Source organism: Xanthocytophaga flava (assembly GCF_030068545.1).
Classification (GTDB): Bacteria; Bacteroidota; Bacteroidia; order Cytophagales; family 172606-1; genus Xanthocytophaga; species Xanthocytophaga flava.
In genome coordinates this window covers 45684-63565 of record NZ_JASJOR010000015.1, presented here as the reverse complement: position 1 = coordinate 63565, position 17882 = coordinate 45684, and the positions used below count along the sequence as shown (strand labels likewise).

Annotated in this window: 20 protein-coding genes; 10 read left to right on the top strand and 10 right to left on the bottom strand. The window is 37.8% G+C overall.

Annotated elements, in window-relative coordinates:
• The first annotated feature begins 18 nt into the window (after nt 1-18).
• On the top strand, nt 19-660 hold the full coding sequence (locus tag QNI15_RS21395; RefSeq protein WP_314033416.1) for a response regulator transcription factor: 642 nt from the start codon (nt 19-21) through the stop codon (nt 658-660).
• A gap of 91 nt (nt 661-751) precedes the next feature.
• Here the strand turns inward: QNI15_RS21395 and QNI15_RS21390 are convergent, their stop codons facing one another.
• Together QNI15_RS21390 and QNI15_RS21385 are read right to left on the bottom strand one after the other, a co-directional pair.
• A complete protein-coding gene (locus QNI15_RS21390; protein WP_314004451.1) occupies nt 752-1108 on the bottom strand; it encodes a DUF4870 domain-containing protein in 357 nt (118 codons plus the stop codon).
• 272 nt (nt 1109-1380) lie between these two features.
• Nucleotides 1381-2106, bottom strand: coding sequence for a DUF3891 family protein (locus QNI15_RS21385; RefSeq protein ID WP_314033415.1), 726 nt, complete (start codon nt 2104-2106; stop codon nt 1381-1383).
• A gap of 75 nt (nt 2107-2181) precedes the next feature.
• Between QNI15_RS21385 and QNI15_RS21380 the strand changes: the two genes are divergently transcribed.
• Nucleotides 2182-3387: an NAD(P)/FAD-dependent oxidoreductase gene (locus tag QNI15_RS21380; RefSeq protein WP_314033414.1), complete on the top strand. Its 1206-nt coding sequence runs from the start codon at nt 2182-2184 to the stop codon at nt 3385-3387.
• Nucleotides 3388-3705: 318 nt separating this feature from the next.
• On the opposite strand, the gene QNI15_RS21375 is transcribed toward QNI15_RS21380, so the two are convergent.
• Both QNI15_RS21375 and QNI15_RS21370 read right to left on the bottom strand, forming a co-directional pair.
• Nucleotides 3706-4527, bottom strand: coding sequence for a hypothetical protein (locus tag QNI15_RS21375; protein WP_314033413.1), 822 nt, complete (start codon nt 4525-4527; stop codon nt 3706-3708).
• Nucleotides 4528-4558: 31 nt separating this feature from the next.
• Nucleotides 4559-5323 carry a hypothetical protein gene (locus QNI15_RS21370; protein ID WP_314033412.1) on the bottom strand — a complete coding sequence of 255 codons (765 nt, stop codon included), beginning with the start codon at nt 5321-5323 and terminating at the stop codon, nt 4559-4561.
• A gap of 150 nt (nt 5324-5473) precedes the next feature.
• Here QNI15_RS21370 and QNI15_RS21365 point away from each other — a divergent pair, with 150 nt between their 5' ends.
• The 6 genes from QNI15_RS21365 to QNI15_RS21340 all read left to right on the top strand — a co-directional run bounded on the left by QNI15_RS21365 (nt 5474) and on the right by QNI15_RS21340 (nt 10678).
• Nucleotides 5474-7054: a phytoene desaturase family protein gene (locus tag QNI15_RS21365; RefSeq protein ID WP_314033411.1), complete on the top strand. Its 1581-nt coding sequence runs from the start codon at nt 5474-5476 to the stop codon at nt 7052-7054.
• A 20-nt stretch (nt 7055-7074) separates the two neighbouring features.
• The gene (locus QNI15_RS21360) at nt 7075-7728 is read left to right on the top strand and encodes a bifunctional 4-hydroxy-2-oxoglutarate aldolase/2-dehydro-3-deoxy-phosphogluconate aldolase (RefSeq protein ID WP_314033410.1); all 654 of its coding nucleotides are present in this window, start codon (nt 7075-7077) and stop codon (nt 7726-7728) included.
• An 88-nt stretch (nt 7729-7816) separates the two neighbouring features.
• Nucleotides 7817-8590, top strand: a complete 774-nt coding sequence (locus QNI15_RS21355) for a helix-turn-helix domain-containing protein (RefSeq protein ID WP_314033409.1) — start codon at nt 7817-7819, stop codon at nt 8588-8590.
• Between the two features lie 37 nt (nt 8591-8627).
• Entirely contained in the window at nt 8628-9197 is a 570-nt protein-coding gene (locus tag QNI15_RS21350) for a Crp/Fnr family transcriptional regulator (RefSeq protein ID WP_314033408.1), read from the top strand.
• A gap of 69 nt (nt 9198-9266) precedes the next feature.
• Nucleotides 9267-9998, top strand: a complete 732-nt coding sequence (locus QNI15_RS21345; protein ID WP_314033407.1) for an SDR family oxidoreductase — start codon at nt 9267-9269, stop codon at nt 9996-9998.
• 47 nt (nt 9999-10045) lie between these two features.
• Entirely contained in the window at nt 10046-10678 is a 633-nt protein-coding gene (locus tag QNI15_RS21340) for a hypothetical protein (protein ID WP_314033406.1), read from the top strand.
• A gap of 101 nt (nt 10679-10779) precedes the next feature.
• Here QNI15_RS21340 and QNI15_RS21335 read toward each other — a convergent pair whose 3' ends face one another.
• Nucleotides 10780-11397 (bottom strand): hypothetical protein, encoded by a 618-nt coding sequence (locus QNI15_RS21335; RefSeq protein ID WP_314033405.1) that lies wholly within the window; start codon nt 11395-11397, stop codon nt 10780-10782.
• Between the two features lie 244 nt (nt 11398-11641).
• Here QNI15_RS21335 and QNI15_RS21330 point away from each other — a divergent pair, with 244 nt between their 5' ends.
• Nucleotides 11642-12370: a hypothetical protein gene (locus QNI15_RS21330; RefSeq protein ID WP_314033404.1), complete on the top strand. Its 729-nt coding sequence runs from the start codon at nt 11642-11644 to the stop codon at nt 12368-12370.
• Here the strand turns inward: QNI15_RS21330 and QNI15_RS21325 are convergent.
• A complete protein-coding gene (locus tag QNI15_RS21325) occupies nt 12325-13062 on the bottom strand; it encodes a hypothetical protein (protein WP_314033403.1) in 738 nt (245 codons plus the stop codon). The genes QNI15_RS21330 and QNI15_RS21325 overlap by 46 nt on opposite strands.
• Before the next feature lie 915 nt (nt 13063-13977).
• On the opposite strand from QNI15_RS21325, the gene QNI15_RS21320 reads away from it, so the two are divergent.
• Nucleotides 13978-14646 (top strand): hypothetical protein, encoded by a 669-nt coding sequence (locus QNI15_RS21320; RefSeq protein ID WP_314033402.1) that lies wholly within the window; start codon nt 13978-13980, stop codon nt 14644-14646.
• Between the two features lie 98 nt (nt 14647-14744).
• On the opposite strand, the gene QNI15_RS21315 is transcribed toward QNI15_RS21320, so the two are convergent.
• The 4 genes from QNI15_RS21315 to QNI15_RS21300 form a co-directional block, all read right to left on the bottom strand.
• Entirely contained in the window at nt 14745-15392 is a 648-nt protein-coding gene (locus QNI15_RS21315) for a response regulator transcription factor (protein ID WP_314033401.1), read from the bottom strand.
• On the bottom strand, nt 15389-16183 hold the full coding sequence (locus QNI15_RS21310) for a sensor histidine kinase (RefSeq protein ID WP_314033504.1): 795 nt from the start codon (nt 16181-16183) through the stop codon (nt 15389-15391). Before QNI15_RS21310 ends, QNI15_RS21315 begins: the two co-directional genes overlap by 4 nt.
• 114 nt (nt 16184-16297) lie before the next feature.
• Complete coding sequence (locus QNI15_RS21305; protein WP_314033400.1) at nt 16298-16969, bottom strand: hypothetical protein; 672 nt, start codon at nt 16967-16969, stop codon at nt 16298-16300.
• A gap of 9 nt (nt 16970-16978) precedes the next feature.
• On the bottom strand, nt 16979-17767 hold the full coding sequence (locus tag QNI15_RS21300) for a hypothetical protein (protein ID WP_314033399.1): 789 nt from the start codon (nt 17765-17767) through the stop codon (nt 16979-16981).
• Nucleotides 17768-17882: the final 115 nt, after the last annotated feature.

Below are 17882 nucleotides of genomic sequence, written 5' to 3'. Positions count from 1 at the left end.
GTTTTACAGGATTTTCTCATGATAAAGGTTTTATTAGCCGACGACCACAAGATGTTCACTGAGGGGATTGCCTCTTTTCTTTCTCAGGAGTCTGATATTGAGGTGGTTGGGTCTTGTCAGGATGGGGCTCAGGTATGGAGTGCCTTACAGGAAAGCTCTATAGATATAGTGTTGCTGGACATCAATATGGGTAAAGAGAGCGGATTGGACATCTGTAAGCATATTGTAGAAGAATTTCCGAAAACAAAGGTGCTGGCAATCTCCATGTATAGTGAAGAAAGCTTTATTCGTAAAATGTTCAAGAACGGGGCCTCGGGATATTTATTAAAGAATACTGGAAGGGAAGAGTTACTTAAGGCTATACGTACCATCTTTGGGGGGAATACATATCAGAGTGCAGAGGTAATGGAGATTGTGCTGAAAGGGATGAACCGACAGAAGCAACAGGAAGGAAATATTTATAATGTGCGTTTCTCAAGAAGAGAAAAGGAGGTATTGGATTTAATTGCCAAGGGATTAACTACCAAAGATATCGCAAAGCAATTATTTATCAGCGAAAAGACAGTGGAGACACATCGGAGCAATCTGCTGGCAAAGCTGAATGTACACAATGTGGCCAGTCTTATTAAAGTGGCTGTACAGTATGGATATTTATCCTAGTACTGGAATAAGAGAGTATTCTATAAAAATAAACCCAGCGAAATAGGCTGGGTTTATTGTATGTAATTGGTTTCGCTAACTGTTATTCAAATTATTTAAATGCACTTGCAAACATTTCTTGTGCTTTTGCTCCTAATAAAGGCATTGGTTTTTCTTCACCATTGACTGCTGCAATAAGGCCGAAAATCCATAGAACAAACAAACCGATACAGGTAACAATCCAAACTAACCAGCCGAGTATTGGTATCCAGGCAACAAAGCCAACTGCAACACCTATAATAATTAACAGTAACACCTGACGTAAATGAAATGCAGCTAGAGAGGTTTTATTACTGCTATGCATAATCAGTGCAATAATGAATCCAACAAGAGTGATATAGCTTAAAATTGCAATAGTTTTACCATTGTCAGTAACAGGAACGATTTGGTGACTTGGTTGTTCTTCCATGTTTTTTAAAGATAATAAGTGGATAAAGTTTAGATGAATTTACAGTAATGTTTTTGCATAGTTTATTTGGTAAATTTCTGTAAGTCAAAAACTTACCAGCTTGTTATGCTTTTAAATGTTTATGGTGATCTAAGTAAAAGGTAACCATGTTTTATGATTTTTTTTCATCCGGAAATAGATGTTACCTATTTTTCTTATAGCAGAGTAGCCAATCGACGGGTTGAGTGCTACAATCAGATCTTAGCGTTTAAGAAACTAAGCAGTTTGTAGAATTATTGACTGAATGTCCAGGTATCTACTTCTACTTTTGCTTTTTGTAGAGCGGTTGTAAAGGCAGAAAGAGAAGGAAAAGAAAGTTGAGTAAGGATGCGATACTCTACTTCTATAGTAAACGAATGGTCGACAAAGGGCCAGGGATCGACATGCAACATCCCTTTTGTATCCTGCCAGAGCTGATGATGTGTCCCATCAGGCCCGGTACTGATCTCGATTCGACGTTGTTCTGGCTGAATCTGACTCATACATAGAAGTAAAGACAATGCGTCACTCCATTCCAGCAGACGGTAACTTTTGTTGGCAGTCTGTTTGGTAATATTCAGTTCTTTTATAAGTTGTTTGCGAAGAGTTTCCTGTTGTCGTAGGAACTGATCCAACTGTGGATTGGTATGGCGTTTGGATGCATACAGAAATTCCAGATGCATAGACGTTAGCAAGGCATTCCAGCGGCTCTTGGAGGCTGAAATCTCCATAACATTTTGGTACTGTTCCACACTAAATTCCATCAACTGAAAATGCTTGGGTGCACCAGCCTCTGTTAGGTTCTCACTGGTAAATGATTCGGCCAACCCATCGTCATGTTCTGCAATCGCAACCAATGTTTCGGTCCAGTAAAGTGGTGGTTCTGAGAATTTCCAATGAGATGCGATTTGAGCTGCCAGAAGGCCATGTGCTCGCTGATAAATTATCTTCCAGCCATTTTCTATAGAACTTACTAACATAAAAGATTTTAACTTTTGCAAACAGTAAAGGATAAATACTAGTTAAGAGAAAATAATTGTACCTCTTAACTCTATATGGATTTACGCAGCGAAACACCTTTTTGGCTTATAAAAGATGGATTTATACAGTCTTACAACAGTCTGAAACACAATAGCAAAACTGAAGTACTTATTATAGGGGCAGGAATTACAGGAGCTTTGGTAGGATATCATCTGGCTCAGGCAGGAGTTGAGGTCACTTTAGTAGACCGCCGTCATGTTGGAATGGGGAGTACATGCGCCAGTACAGCTTTGTTGCAGTATGAAATCGACACACCTTTGTATCAGTTGATCCCCATGGTTGGAGAGAAACATGCCGTACGAAGCTATCACCTATGTCTGGATGCTATTGATAAAGTAGGGGATATTGCTAACACAGTGGGTGAAGGCAAAACTTTTCGTAACCGAAAAAGTTTTTATTATGCTTCCAGTACACGACATGTAGCTGCATTAAAAGATGAGTATGAACTTCGTCGAAAACATGGCATTGCACTTAGCTGGCTTGATAAAGATGAGATTGCTGACAAATTTCATTTTTCAACACCTGCTGGTCTACTTTCCGATAACGCAGCAGAGATAGATGCCTATCGCCTTACGCATGCTCTTTTAAAGAAGATTATTGCCCTGGGAGGTAAAGTGTATGATAAGACGGAGGTTAAGGATATACACTATGCATCCAATCATGTACGAATAACGACCACAGAAGATTGTACTATTGAAGCAAAACGATTAGTGATAGCAGCAGGCTATGAGTCACAAAAGTATTTAAAACAACCTGTTGAAAATCTGAACTCTACCTTTGCTATCATCAGTGAACCTATGCCTGATGAGGCGATTTGGTATGGAAACTGCCTGATCTGGGAGACTGCTCGCCCTTACCTGTATATGCGAACTACAGTAGACAAACGAATTCTGGTTGGCGGACGGGATGAGCCTTTTTACAATCCGAAACGTAGGGATGCTTTAATTCCTCGTAAAAGTGAAGCATTAAAAAGAGCATTTGAAAAGAAGTTTCCTTCTATACATTATCAGATTGATTACCAGTGGGCAGGTACTTTTACTGAAACCAAAGACGGATTGCCTTACATAGGCCAAAGCCCCGAACGTCCACTAACCTATTTTGCCTTGGGATTTGGTGGCAATGGTATTACATTTAGCCTGATTGCTGCCGAGATCATCCGGGATTTGTACATGGGAAAGAAGAATTCAGATGAAGCTATTTTTTCTTTCAAGAGGCATTAGATGTTTTAAAAGAAGGCTTGGCTTAATTAGAAAGTTGTTAGTCCAAACTCTGTTCAATACTGTTTACTTAACCTGTGTTATCCAACGAAAAGTTAATTTACAAAGAGAGCAAAGATAACTTCAATCGTGTGTGGGAGTGTAGGTGCGTAGGGCTTCCTTTTCCCGCGAGGTTGGCCTTTGGCCTTGCGGGTTGAAGGATCGGGAAAAGGTGCCCTTTTTTGCTTCATTTTTTGGGCAAGCAAAAAATGAAGAAGCTACAAGCAGAGAGAAGATCAGCATTTTGAAAATACATGATTGAAGAAGTTATTGCCTCCTATTTTACCCAATATACCCTCCAAAATATTTCTCCAGCGAAGCTTTATCATACTTGTCTTCTCCTCTCCAGGATTCTGCAAAAATCCAGTCACCTCTTCCTCTGCTGGGTCGGTTATACGAAGCAGGTTTTAAAATATCGATACACGACAGTATCTCTATGAGAACTTTTCGTTCATCTTTGGTGGATGGTATAACAGAGGCTAGTTTTTTTTCCAGAGCACCCGGATAGTCCGCAGGCTGGCTGCTTTCAATAATCTCCAGCATAGATCGAAAGATGGTAATGTCTTCTGCTGTGGGCTCTGGTATTTCTGCCAGTTGAAATTGTTGTAAGTCAAAAAACGTATACTCCAGATGTCCATGTCTCACACCTCCCCACTTGATTCTTTCAAAGTTGAGCACATTGAGATCTATATGTTTATAAAATTCGTCTCCTATTATGCCATACTTCAAATCTCTACAGATACCACAGGTATAACTTGTATGAGTTACTTTGCCTGTATTGTCATAGGATTGACCAGAAATAGCTTTTGTATAGATGTGTGGCGGTAATTGCTGAGCAATAAAATAAGAAGCAATGCCTGAACGCCAGTCCAGACGTCTTGTTGATAAACTACTGAGAAACGCTTTAACTACTTTGTCCATTGAAATCACAGAAAGTAGTCCATGTATCTGTACCAGACACTGATCATGTGAAATAGTCAAAGGATCAAACATTAAGCCTTTGAATTTGGCATAGTCAAAATCGTCAGGATCTGTGTATATCCGACTGACCCATCCGTTTTTCCAATACGTTTTAAAGAGAATGTTCTTTGCTTTTTTATCCATAGGTGATTGCTTTTCTCAGAAAAGAAGTTGATTATTCTGGTCCGTCGATCTGTGGCTCAGGATCTAGTTCGAATTTCTGTGTTTTGGGATTGAATGCGACTGTCAGATAACCACCCATTCTGCCGATATCATTCCATACAAGAAATTCTTTTTTGTGGGGATTATAGACTTCAACATTGTCATAAACAATGGTTTTGATGTTTCCGGTTTGGGTTTCAACAGATGAAAAGTCAATAATCTGGAAGAGAGTATTATCTTTCTTGTTAATGATCTTAAGCTTGTCCATATGGACTCTGTCTTCCCCTGGTTGTTTGGAGTAAATGCCTATGAAATAATAATTTTCCAGCGAATTTGTCTGGAGAACCTCATTATTGACAATGGCAGATTCAGGAGTGAGTTCTATCAACTTCGACACATAGTTGAGGTGTAATGGGAAGGTCTTTTGAGTGGAAAGATTTTTCCATACTCCTGTACTCATCTTCTCAGAAAACTCAAATTCAAACGTAATTCTTTGTTTTTGGTCGTTTACCTCATACAATACTACCTTTTTAGTCTGTCTGTTGAGTTTGCCTTCCAGTCGTATGGGGGTGTTATATGCATCGTACTTATAGACGCCAATCAGATTAAAATCTTTTTTGTCTTTCTCCCCAAAAAAACCATCTCGTACTTGTATGGAAAGTGTAATGGGATATTTACTAATGCTGCCTTTGTAAGTATAACATTCATACCAGCCCGCTTGCACTTGTGTGATACAAAGGAAAAGGATAAACAGAAGGCTTAGAATTGTTTTTGTCATAGTAATGAATTAATAAGATGATCTCCAGATCCCTCTCTGTTTTCCCTTTTGTATAGACCCTGGCCAAAGATAGAAAAATAAAATCTCCACTAAGATACTTTTACAAATCGCATCATTTCCTCTATTTTTAGGCCGATCATTTTACTTTTTATGTTTGTATTAAAAACGAGTTACGATGTAGTGATTGTTGGAGGAGGTCATAATGGCTTGGTATCAGCCTGCTATCTGGCTAAAGCCGGTAAAAAAGTGTTGATTATAGAGAAAAATGACTATATCGGAGGAGCCACCACCTCTCAACAACTATTTCCTGATTACGATGCCCGTCTGTCCCGTTATTCTTATCTGGTAAGTTTGTTTCCTGAAAAGATTGTCAAAGATCTGAACCTGCGTCTTTTGTTAAGAAGGCGCAAGATTGCCTCCTATACACCTTTTAATGAGAATGGAAGGTACAATGGGTTATTGATCAGCAACGAGAATGAAGAACTGACACAACAACAGATAGAGTCTTTACATCCAGGAGACTATAAGGGATATCAGAAGATTCAGGGAGTTAATCACCTGATGGCCGAGAAAATCTGGGATTCATTTTTACAACCCTTGCAAAGCCGACAGGAGTGGGAAAGAAGATTTACCACAGCAGATGAACAATCTGCATGGAAATGGCTGATAGAAAAGCCAATAGGGGAGTTGATTGAATCACATGTGCAGCACGATATTTTAAGGGGAGTATTGCTGACGGATGCGAAAATTGGCGCTTTTACACAGGCACATGATGAATCATTGCTTCAAAATCGTACCTATCTGTACCACGTAATAGGAAATAAAACCGGCGAGTGGCGTGTACCTTTGGGTGGAATGGGTAATGTAGTACAGGCATTGATATCCTGCGCAAACCAATATGGTGTAAATATGCTGGCAAGTGCCAATGTAACTAATATCAGAAAAGGCAGTGCATACCACACTGTTGCATTTACTCAGAATAATGTGGCCCAGGAAATAAAAGCAACCTATGTATTGATCAATGCTGCCCCCCAACAACTAGCTGACTGGATGGGAGATTCCTATACGCCTCAACCGGAAGATGAAGGTACAGCGTTTAAGATCAATCTTTTGCTGAAAAGATTGCCTGACTTAAAGCAGTCAAACATCTCTGCTGAAGATGCATTTGCTGGAACGTTTCATATCAATCAGTCATACAGTCAGATGGCTCAGTCTTATCGGGAGGCAATAGCTGGAAAGCTACCACAGGTATTGCCTGGTGAAGTATACTGTCATACATTGACAGATAGTACTGTTATGTCGCCTGAAATGACCCGGATAGGTTTCCATACCCTGACCTTGTTTGGACTTGATTTACCCTATAGGTTGTTTACAGACCGAAACATTGCTACCAAAAAACAGGTGATAGCAAGCTATATGGCTGGAATTAATGAATACCTGGAAGAACCATTGGAAGCTTGTATTGCAGAAGATATGTATGGAAAGCCTTGTATAGAGGCTAAAAGCGCACTGGATCTGGAACGGGAACTGGGAATGCCACAAGGCAATATTTTTCACAATGCCTTGAGTTGGTTTTTTGCAGAAAATGCAGACGAAAATCAGACCTGGGGGGTGGAAACAAATCACGAACGTATTTATCTGTGTGGCTCAGGTGCTCGCAGAGGTGGTGCTGTTAGTGGTATACCCGGACATAATGCCGCCATGAAGATACTTTCTGAGAAACGTAAGTAAATGATTATAGATCTTATAGTATGAACAATACATTTTCCTGGGATTTATTTTATCAGATGCCTATTGTAGGCATTTTGCGTAATTTTCCCACTGAAACCATGGATGGCCTGGCTTTTCACTATGCAGAGTCTGGCCTTACCAATCTGGAGATAACCATGAACTCAGAAGGGGCAGAGTCTACAATTGCTTTTCTAAGTCAGAAATATGGAACCCGGTTGAATATTGGAGCGGGTACAGTATGCACTCTGGATGATCTGGACAAGGCATTACATGCAGGAGCACAGTTTATTGTGACACCTATTCTGGATGAAGACGTAATTAAAAGCTGCGTTGCCAAAGGTGTACCTATCTTTCCGGGAGCCTATACGCCTACTGAAATTTATCAGGCATGGAAGTGGGGGGCTAGTATGGTAAAAGTGTTTCCAGCTTCCCGGTTAGGGCCAGAATTCATTAAAGAAGTCCTGGCGCCTCTGAATCAGATCAAACTAATGCCTACAGGAGGCGTTAATCTTGAGAACTGTATTACATTTCTGAAAGCTGGAGCAAAAGGTCTGGGTATGGGAGGACAACTTTTTCCAAAAGAATTGATTCAGCAACGGGAATGGGAACAAGTAAGTGGTATATTCAAGCAATTTGTAGAGAAAGTTCAGGCTTTTCAAGCTATTCAGACATAGAACGGATCTGCGGAGTTTTCTGTTGGATAGATGTAGACCTCTGAATTGTTTGCTATACCAACTCCAATCTTACTTTTTGATCTGAGTTATGCATATTCAACGATACTTCCCAAGAGAAGCCTTAAAGCCTTTCATTAAGCAGTTTGTACTTATTGAGAGTGAGCATATGCAGGAGAATAGGATACTACCTGATACTTCTATTGTACTGGCATTCCGTTGTAGAGGTTTGGTAAAGAGCAAAGGCGATAAAGAAAACATTGTCTTACCTTCCTCTGTTATTACAGGTATTCGGACGGTTTCGCGTACAATGCACTATACGTCACAGACGACTAATCTGCTGGTGGTCTTTACTGAGCAAGGAGCATCTGCTTTTTTCAAAGAGCCTTTGTTTGAACTAGCAGGCATCAGTACATCACTAGATAACCTGATACCTGCCTGGAAGGTGAGAGATATTGAAGCACAACTGGCAGAAGTACAGAATACTATACAACGTATACGAGTTGTAGAACAATTTCTGATGGGTGAATTAAAGGTTCGTGAGCCAGATCTGCTTATCCTTAATTCATTGCAAAAGATCCGGCTGGCTCAAGGAAATATACGCATCAAAGAACTTGTACAGGATGTGCCCTTAAGCCGTGATCCTTTTGAGAAACGGTTTCGACGTGTGGTAGGTACCTCTCCTAAGCAATTTGCCTCTATTGTTCGGCTACGTAATTTTATTACGACCTATTCACCGGCTCAAAGCCTTACCGAAGCCGCTTATGACGCAGGTTATTTTGATCAGTCACACTTTATTAAAAGCTTTCGTTTGTTTACAGGTCAGGCTCCTCACGACTTTTTCAGATCGGCATCGTTCTGGTAACCACAACTTGTCTGTTCTCTCTTAATCCCATTTTATTGTGTTAGGCTCTTTACAAACGTGTGTTAATCAGATTGTTCGGCTGGATGATGCTGCCTGGAATGCTTTCAGCCAACTGTTTACTGAAAGTATGCTGAAGCGGGGAGAGTATTTTGCCGAAGCAGGGCGACAAGAACATGAAATCGGATTTCTGACAAAAGGTGTAGTTCGGGCGTTTTATCGTAATGGAGAAGGGCAAGAGTACAACAAGACCTTTTTTACCGATAATGAATTTATAGGTGCCTATGCCTCTCTGGTTATGCAAGTCTCTAATCAGATTAATCTGCAGGCATTGACAGACTGCAGTATACTGGTGGCAAACTATAATGAGATAACAACTCTGTTTGAACATCACAGAACAATAGAGACATTTGCCCGTAAGATGGCAGAGTATTTTTATGTATACAAAGAAAAACGGGAGATAGACCTGGTATTATTACAGGCAGACGAACGGTATAAACGCTTTCAACAGGAATATCCGGATCTTGAAAATCAGATACCACAATACCATATTGCTTCCTATCTGGGAATTACCCCTACTCAGCTAAGCCGTATTCGGTCAAAGAAATAATTCCTTTACATATGTAAATGCACAAGCCTGATACATATAGGAGCTTTGTATAAACAGGCAAATAACTATATGCAGCTTACAGGCAATAAAATTCTTATTACAGGAGCTACCAGTGGTATTGGAAAGGCTCTGACTCTGAAGTTTCTGGAACTGGATAATCAAATTATTGCAGTTGGTCGAAATCGTGACCGGCTGAATGAACTTGTTTCTATGAGCAATCAGATTATCCCTTTTGAATGCGATGTATCTCAAACTACTGATCTGAATAGACTGGTAACATTTGTAGAACAGAAGCATACTGATACAAATATTCTGATCAACAATGCAGGAATTCAGTACAATTATGATTTTGAACAAGAGCTACATCTGATCAATAAGATTGAACATGAAGTACAGGTTAACCTGCTTGCTCCCTTGAAACTAACTGCTTTGTTATGGCCAATTTTACAACTTCAGCCAAATGCAGCTGTGGTAAATGTATCTTCAGGTTTGGGTCTTGTACCAAAAATGCAGGCTCCGGTATATTGCGCTACAAAGGCAGGAATACATATTTTCTCAAAAGCTTTACGTGATCAATCTGATAAAATCCGGATCTTTGAAATCATTCCACCTCTGGTGGATACCGAAATGACCAAAGGGCGGGGCAAAGGCAAGATTTCGCCTGAAAAGTTAGTAAATGAATTTATTCGGTCATTCGGCAAAGATCACTTTGAAATAAGTATCGGAAAGGTTAAACTGCTCAAACTGATAAACAGATTGAGTCCGGCTCTGGCAGAAAAGATCATGAACAAAGGCGTATAGTCTGTAGAGTGCTTTGCATTTTAATATTATTTAAAGATAAAAATCCCTTGAATCTAGATAAATACAGTATTGCTGGGTACTTAATGGTTCGGAAGCCCACACATGATTATGATCCCAATTATGTGACAAGTCTTCCTTTAAATCCCGTAAGAGGAATTCATTATCATGGTATGCAAAGAATGGAATGGTATGATGTTGATACCTATTTTCTGGAAAAAAGACTTCCGGAAAAGTTTATGGCGAAGTATGAAGAAATAATACAATCTGAGTACTTTAATCTGTTTGTTGACTTAGCCACGACAAAGGAAGATGTATTTCTATTCATGAACCTGGATGAGGAAATCCCAATCAAAAATGAAGTGATTGTACTTTCTTCACCAACTCTGAATGCCATTTATAGTGAAGTTTTGGTTTCTGAGGATTTAGTTGAATGGTTGGGATATGATATATGGACTTTGGGTGGATGGTCATTAATCCGACATGCTATATTTGAAAACAGGCAACTTTGTCTGTTGGAAAACAATCCAATTAATGAATTCGGGCTTTTTGATACATCTGAATCAATGGTGCAATTCGTACAGGAATACAATGCTTTGGGTAGTTCTGATAAGGTTGACCCACTAATTGATGGTATGCCTGTTGAGGCAATTCGAGTAGGACGTTTAACTATACAGTCTTGAGACTAAAGAACGAGGATCAGCTATGTTTATTTCTTCAAATCTATTTGATTGCCCAACTTTATGCTAATCATATAGGTTTGACTGGTTACTGTTAATTGTGACTACTTGTTATTTAATACATCCGATATCTTCAAGTTTGCACAATTACCTTTGTAATAGCTTGGAAGAAGATAGTTTTTTTCTTTACCATCCCTTCCTGACAGAGTAATATAGACGGGATGTAATGTATAATTTTCACCAATGGAGGAGGGATGATCCCAATCGTAGGTGTATATTGGGTAAAACGAAATGACAAAGGTATTCCCTCTTTTCGACAAATTATCTAATTCAAAACTATCTGACCAGATGCGGGAGATTGTTAAATTACTGTCATTTATGATCTGAACAAATGCTTTTTGTTCTAATGCCTGATATAAATTATCATATATCTCTATAGTGAAAAAGGTGATAATTATAATCGCTACAGGTTGTAGTGTCTTTGTCCATCTGGACTTGTATTTGAAAATGAATATGACGCAGAGAATCAGTGTTGCCAGACCAAATAGGAAATAGGCCAGCATTGTAAAAAACGCAATGATCTCTATATCAGCCGATTCTGCGAAATAGGTTCGTTTATAAAACCAATAGAGGAAAATACTACTACCTGTAATAAATGGAGATAGTGCTAAGATGTAACTTATCCGCAAAAGTGTAGATCCTTTGATGTTATTCTCGGGCATAAGGTATTGTGTCTATTATGTATTTTGCTAATACACTTAATTGTACTTCCATATCAGTAGTAACCTCCATTCTGTTACTTTGACTTTCTGAGCAGTAATTGTCATCCTAGCTCAATCTTAATCGGATGTTCGCAGATAATTGATTTACTTAAATTCTATCAGTAAAATAAAATGACTAGATCAGGCATACATTCTGACTATAATTCTGTCGTTCCTATAATAAAATCTGAATTCTTACTGTACAATGATGCTTATCCTTTATCAATTATTCTTTTTGTTGTGTATTAATGAGTCTATACTTGTTCCGGAGAAGTTTTTTTCGGTAAAAGATTTAAAAGACGAGTCTTTGTATTCACTGTCTGTTCAGCATGATCCAACAAATGATAATGTTATTATTTCCCTAAAAGGAAATAAGCAATCTGCTATAACTATAACAGGAGTGGCTGAGATATGTACCAGTTCTATTGTGAATAATCATTTTCTGAAGCTGGAATACCGAATAAGTGCAGGAAGTGGTATCCATTGCAGAAAGACAGGTATCTATCAGATTTGTAATGGTATGTTATACAATAGCTTGTATATACATTCTCAATATATTGAATATATCAATACTACTTCTGAATCCAATGTTGTATCAAAGACAGGTTATCACATCAGCTTAAAGATTGTAGAACAGGAGAAAATATTTTCTTTGATCCTAACTGAACATCTTATTGGAGAATCAAAAAGAAATAGGAAAACGTATAGCCCTGTCAAGCTGCAACTCAACCTGGAGAAGGAGGTTTTTTATACTGACACTATTAATCTTACTGGTAAGTACACTTTTAGAAATAAAGCCAATCACATAGATACCTCAACTTATAAAAATCAGAAGGTATATGTGATTAAGTTAAACGGCACCTGTTATATGCTATTCAGACAAATATACTATGTTAGTGATAACAGATTACTTAACAGCTTTACTGAGTTATAACTTTTAATAGAAGTTCTTGAGTAACTATCGTTCTGAAAAAGCATCTTTTTATACGAATGCGTTGTGGTTTGGTTTTGAGATGAGGAAAGACATGAATTTGCTCGTGGTAATGGATTTACATTTGTACTAGGGGTTGCTAATACAGGAACTTGTGATTGTGTTGGTTCTATTGAAACTATTTTCTTCTCAGCCTGTATTTGCTTCACAAAGTGTAATGCCTTGAATAGTTCAAAATCCATACACTCATATTGCTCTTCCTGCTCGAGTCTTTTCCAGATATCGTAGGCTGTTTTAATTCGAATGCGAACCTGATCCCGCTTCATCTCTTTCAATACATACTTAGTAGCATTATCCTTGTCTTTTTTCTTTTCTAAGACAGCCAGGTGATACTCATTGCGTTTGTATTTCGCATTGACTTCTTTATACTCTTTTTCCGCTTTTTTGAGTTGCTTGTCTCTTTCTTTAGAAGCTGGTTTTGCTTCCAGTTTCGCTTTTTGCTCAGTGGCATATGCCAGTAAAGTCATTAGAAGGGTTTGATTGGCAAGTGATTGTTCTTCATCTTCTTGAATAGCTTTGATGCGGTGTGCCATCCGAAATAATTCCAGGTTCAGACGGGCTTCTTCTGCCATCAGGCGGTAATATTCAGATTTGTATTTGCGAATAGCAGTTGTATTAGTATGATATCTTGCCATATATCCGAACAAAGTTTAGAGTGGTTTTTTGTTACTTTAGTGGTTTATTATGAACAGATAAATTTTTAAATAAGTTTATAGTATTGACTAATATTTAATAAAATATTTTTCGTGCGATTTTATAGCTGTGTAGCAGTTTATTAGGAGTTGTTTGTCGAGTAGATCCTGTAGCTGATATATTGTATTGTTGTTCCATTTACCTTTGTTCAATGCTACAAACAGAACCTGAGCAAGTTATGGGTTACTACTAAGTTGGAGAAATACATCCATGATAGAGCAGGTACACCTTCCTTTAGACAAAGGAAGAGCATTGGTGTGTACAACCCTGCAATCCGTTGAGCTACAAAGTAAAGGTGTTGTACAGTACAAGGTTGTTTACAAATAATATAAAGTAGCCCGAAATAAATTCTTATATATGGACTATATATTTCTGTCAAAGATATATCGCATAAGTTTGCTAGTATTAGCCTTTTTGCTTCTTGTTTTACCTGGAGTTGGTTCACATAGAATAAGTTTGATTAATCCGGAAACCCGCTTTTTATTCGGAAGTGCTGCTATATGCTTTTTGGCAGCATGTATTTATTCTGTGGGTGAGTGGAGAAGCAAATTACGTAGATCTCTGAAAACATTTGTTGTGGTTTTACAGATAGGAGTAATAGTACTACTCCTATCTTTGATATATTTTCTTCTTTCTTTTTCTGGTGATCCTGTTTTTCGCTATTTATCAAGTTGCATTTTGGGAGTGCTCATTGTTGCTGCGATACTTTTGATAAGGAAGGTTCTTGTAGAATGGTAAAGTAGTATAAGTAGCAGTACTATATTTCGAATGTTTACTTCAATAAAAAATATACATAAAAATTGGGTCGTCAAATTTTTGAAGAGATATTTGTGAATTATCTCATTTAAACCCATTTTATGAAACGTTATTACAATGCATTAGTAGTATGTACAAGCATTTTTATTCTTCTGTCTGGTTGTGCAATTGACGAACGAACAACATTTAACAATGATTTTTCCGGAGAGAGTGTCAGCACTGTTGACCTAAGCTCTTTTATAAAAATACTGAGTGAAAAAGATTCTACAGGAAAAGCCAAAGCTGGTTTTACAAAAGGATTCAGAGATAAAATAGCTGCTGAAATGGGAGGTAGCACTAATCCCTATGCTTCTCATATCAGTATCAATTATGATTCTGTAAATAATCATTTGAGTATGAAATGTACTTTTGATAATCTGGATATGATGAACAAAATTAATGCAACTATGAGAGAGAGCAACACACAGATGTCCAGGAAGAAAGTTACTTATGTAGACTATAACTGGAAGAAAAAAGATAAAGTGTTAGTGATGCCTGGAGTAGAAGGACTTGAATCTCTTGCAGAGTTAACCAAAAGTCGGAAAGGAGAAGAAAACCTGGATAGTAAGATCACCTATTCTATTGTTCGCAGATTTCCCAAAGAGATTGAAAAAGTCAATGATTCGAGGTTACAGCTATCTGAAGATAAAAAGGAACTATCACTCAAAACTACTCTGGCAGAGTTGGACAAAAAACCATTAAAAGAGATTGTAGTGACTTTCAAGAACTAGTTTGGCTGGTAATCTGCAATTTTATTAAAGATATTCCACCCAATAAATGCTGGGTCTTTCAGCATTTATTGGGTTTCTTTTTGATATGATAAAGGTCATTACATAAGAGAAATATCTACCAGATTCAGGATTACTGCTTTTCTTACGAGTCCAGCTGTATTTTTTACATCCAGTTTTACGCATATATTTTTTCTGTGTCCCTCTACTGTTCGTTCACTGATGAATAACTTTTCTCCGATTTCCTGCATGGTATATTCCTGGCAAATCAGTTCCAGAATTTCTTTTTCCCGTGGACTTAATTCCATTGATGGCAGAGATTTTTTACTTCTGTTTTTTAGTCCGGCAAGTAGCGACTTGGATACCATTTCATTTAAATACATTCCTTTCTCATACACAGTTCGTATCGCTAGTTCCAGTTCATCCCGTTTTACGTCTTTGGGAAGATAGCCATTGGCATCTTGTTCCATCATGTAGCTAATCATACGGGGTTCTGTATGCATAGAGAGCACAATGATCTTTGGTTTGGAATGCTGTATGGATAAGGTTTTAAGTGTTTCAATTCCACTTATATCTTTCATTTCTATATCCAACAAAATAACATCAACAGTTATTTCTTTTAATTGATCAAGAAGATCCTTTCCACTTTCGGCTTCCAGTGTTAACTGTATACCTTCCATGCTATCTATAATCATGCGAATGCCTTCACGAAATAGGCTGTGGTCATCAGCAATACCTACATTAATCATGGTTCATAGGAGATAAGTTTATGAGTATCCATTTCCATCAGCAGGTGAATACCTTTTTCTGGTATGATAATCTTCATTTTTCCATCCAGCAAATTCAGACGGCTTTCAATACTTTTCATTCCCAATCCGTTTTTTGTTTTACCTGGTTCAAATCCAATTCCATCATCTTTGTACGTAAGATAAAACCGTTCTTGCTGAGCTTCCATCTGTAGAAAGATATAGGATGCTTTTGCATGCTTTAGTGTATTACCAATCAGTTCCTGAATGATACGATATAGAATAAGTTCAGCATCTTTATTTACTTCAATAGTGAGCTGATGCACAAACTGAAATTGTATTCCAGCTTCATTTAATTTTTCTGAAAGGCTCTCAACTGCTTCGATCAAACCCAGGTTTTCCAGGATAACCGGACGCAAATCGTGTGAAATACGTCTGATATTAAACATCATTTCATCAAATAGCCCATTCATCTTGTTGCTTACTTGCTGTAGATGCTCCTCAGCCTTTCCATAACTGAGCTGGTTAAAATACAATCTTGATGTAGTAAGAAGTACCCCAATTTCATCATGGAGATCATGGGCAATACGATTTCGTTCTTTTTCCTGGCTTTCAATAATAGCCTTTAGTAATTGTTTCTGATAATGATGCTCCAGTTGTTTTTGTTGTAAATCCTTGGCAACCATTCTGCGTTGGTGAATCACAAATATTAAGACAATACCCATGGCAAGAGCAAAAAGCCCTATCATGCTTGCTAACAGGATTTCTGATAAACCAATACCATTTTGCTCCATCACAATTGTAAAAAAATAAATGCAGACATACGAGGACTACAGATAGAAATTATATCAGTTGGAATGCTTCCTATGCACCCTAATACAATACTTTGTAATTGACGCAATATTTGTTTAGCTTTTTAACGCGCTTGTTTTCTCCTGATTCCTGATCAAAAGTGCTATTGCATAAAGGACATAATGAACAATATTGAATAAAGCATGTGTACCCCAGATTACCCCTTTTGTTTTCATTGACTCTGATATCAAATCATTAGCCACATAAAATAAAACCAAAGAGCCTGAAAAATAGGTGATCACAGATGCATTGATCCAGAACATGGGCACACGCTCCAGGTGGCGATTTTCAAGATCACGCAGCTCTTTATAAAAATAGATAATAGCCAGTACAATTAATAAAATGCATTCAACAAATATGGTGTGTGAATTAAACTGTTTCAGGCTTTGAAAAAAAACAGTGTTGATTACAGCAAATAAGACAAATGCTATCATTACCGCAAGCACATAAACAGATTTTATCAGTGTATTTATATGCTTGCGGTAAATAGTTGCCAATAACAGGAATTCTGCAACAGTATAGAAATGGAAAATGAAATTATTGTTTATATGAATTTTCCATAACCATACCGAAACCAATTCGACAGGTAAGGTTATAATAAGAAGATAGAATACTATTTTTTGCTCAAATTGTAAGGTTCGGAATCTGAGAATAGCAATAAGTATACAGGCTAAGATAAGAAGATGGACTATCCATCTTGTTATCTCAAGAAACACAAAGTTCTCCATTTGGATTTTCTACGTTGGGCAGCTTGATGGACAAGGGGATGTATATTCATAAAAAATGCTGGTCGACCCATCTTCCTGTTTAATACTTCTTAATCCAAGTTTATGAATAGTAAGAATTAGTTTTGTCTCATCCAGGCGATCTGTATTGAGAACTAATTCAAAGATAGGAGAGAATGTAAACATGTCAGAATGCCTTTCCTTATTCATGTCCGCTCCTAAGTGGAAGATTATTTTTTGGATGTGGCCTCTGTTGTCGTTTATCACCTGCCAGAATACTGGATTTATATTTTTTGTGAAATGGTATCCCAACAGTCGTTTTCTGACCAGTCGCTTCAAAGAGCCTATCTTTGCCATCGAATTATCTTCCAGTTTTGCCCCAAATACATCAGTAATCGTCTCAGATTCCATTTCTCTCCAGTTTTTGGATAACCAGTCGAAAAGTTCATAAGAAATTTTGGCGATAGTTAGAGTTACAGATGGAGGCTCTATGTATTGAAACTCAAATGGCTTATCAGGTTCACAGCTAGATTGAAGAATTGGCTTAAATGTGAAATATTCAGGATTAGATTCTATGGAATCAAGTCCCATCATTATGTTAAAGTCTATGAAATCACTCGCTTGGACCTTGGCAGGAAAAGCTTGATCAAGATCGCGAGCAGTAAGCTCAAGCGAACACAGTCTTTCAAACTGTAATCCATTGTTTTTAGTAAAGTGGTTAACTAATCCAGAAGAATAACATTGCTGCCAGTTTCTAATTTTTTGTTCTGCCTGAGGACGAGTAATTGAGCAATCTTCCATGAGATAAAATGATTAAATAAATGGGTTTGTTATTGGCTCAAGTTATCTGCAACGGCTACAATATCCAAACACATTTATGCTAACCTATTGAAAAACACGGGAAAACCCCTATGTG

Bases quoted from the DNA above. Each gene is read 5' to 3' on its own strand.
- QNI15_RS21395 (WP_314033416.1), top strand. From the start codon at position 19: ATGATAAAGGTTTTATTAGCCGACGACCACAAGATGTTCACTGAGGGG.
- QNI15_RS21390 (WP_314004451.1), bottom strand. From the start codon at position 1,108: ATGGAAGAACAACCAAGTCACCAAATCGTTCCTGTTACTGACAATGGT.
- QNI15_RS21385 (WP_314033415.1), bottom strand. From the start codon at position 2,106: ATGTTAGTAAGTTCTATAGAAAATGGCTGGAAGATAATTTATCAGCGA.
- QNI15_RS21380 (WP_314033414.1), top strand. From the start codon at position 2,182: ATGGATTTACGCAGCGAAACACCTTTTTGGCTTATAAAAGATGGATTT.
- QNI15_RS21375 (WP_314033413.1), bottom strand. From the start codon at position 4,527: ATGGATAAAAAAGCAAAGAACATTCTCTTTAAAACGTATTGGAAAAAC.
- QNI15_RS21370 (WP_314033412.1), bottom strand. From the start codon at position 5,323: ATGACAAAAACAATTCTAAGCCTTCTGTTTATCCTTTTCCTTTGTATC.
- QNI15_RS21365 (WP_314033411.1), top strand. From the start codon at position 5,474: ATGTTTGTATTAAAAACGAGTTACGATGTAGTGATTGTTGGAGGAGGT.
- QNI15_RS21360 (WP_314033410.1), top strand. From the start codon at position 7,075: ATGAACAATACATTTTCCTGGGATTTATTTTATCAGATGCCTATTGTA.
- QNI15_RS21355 (WP_314033409.1), top strand. From the start codon at position 7,817: ATGCATATTCAACGATACTTCCCAAGAGAAGCCTTAAAGCCTTTCATT.
- QNI15_RS21345 (WP_314033407.1), top strand. From the start codon at position 9,267: ATGCAGCTTACAGGCAATAAAATTCTTATTACAGGAGCTACCAGTGGT.
- QNI15_RS21335 (WP_314033405.1), bottom strand. From the start codon at position 11,397: ATGCCCGAGAATAACATCAAAGGATCTACACTTTTGCGGATAAGTTAC.
- QNI15_RS21330 (WP_314033404.1), top strand. From the start codon at position 11,642: ATGATGCTTATCCTTTATCAATTATTCTTTTTGTTGTGTATTAATGAG.
- QNI15_RS21325 (WP_314033403.1), bottom strand. From the start codon at position 13,062: ATGGCAAGATATCATACTAATACAACTGCTATTCGCAAATACAAATCT.
- QNI15_RS21320 (WP_314033402.1), top strand. From the start codon at position 13,978: ATGAAACGTTATTACAATGCATTAGTAGTATGTACAAGCATTTTTATT.
- QNI15_RS21315 (WP_314033401.1), bottom strand. From the start codon at position 15,392: ATGATTAATGTAGGTATTGCTGATGACCACAGCCTATTTCGTGAAGGC.
- QNI15_RS21310 (WP_314033504.1), bottom strand. From the start codon at position 16,183: ATGGAGCAAAATGGTATTGGTTTATCAGAAATCCTGTTAGCAAGCATG.
- QNI15_RS21305 (WP_314033400.1), bottom strand. From the start codon at position 16,969: ATGGAGAACTTTGTGTTTCTTGAGATAACAAGATGGATAGTCCATCTT.
- QNI15_RS21300 (WP_314033399.1), bottom strand. From the start codon at position 17,767: ATGGAAGATTGCTCAATTACTCGTCCTCAGGCAGAACAAAAAATTAGA.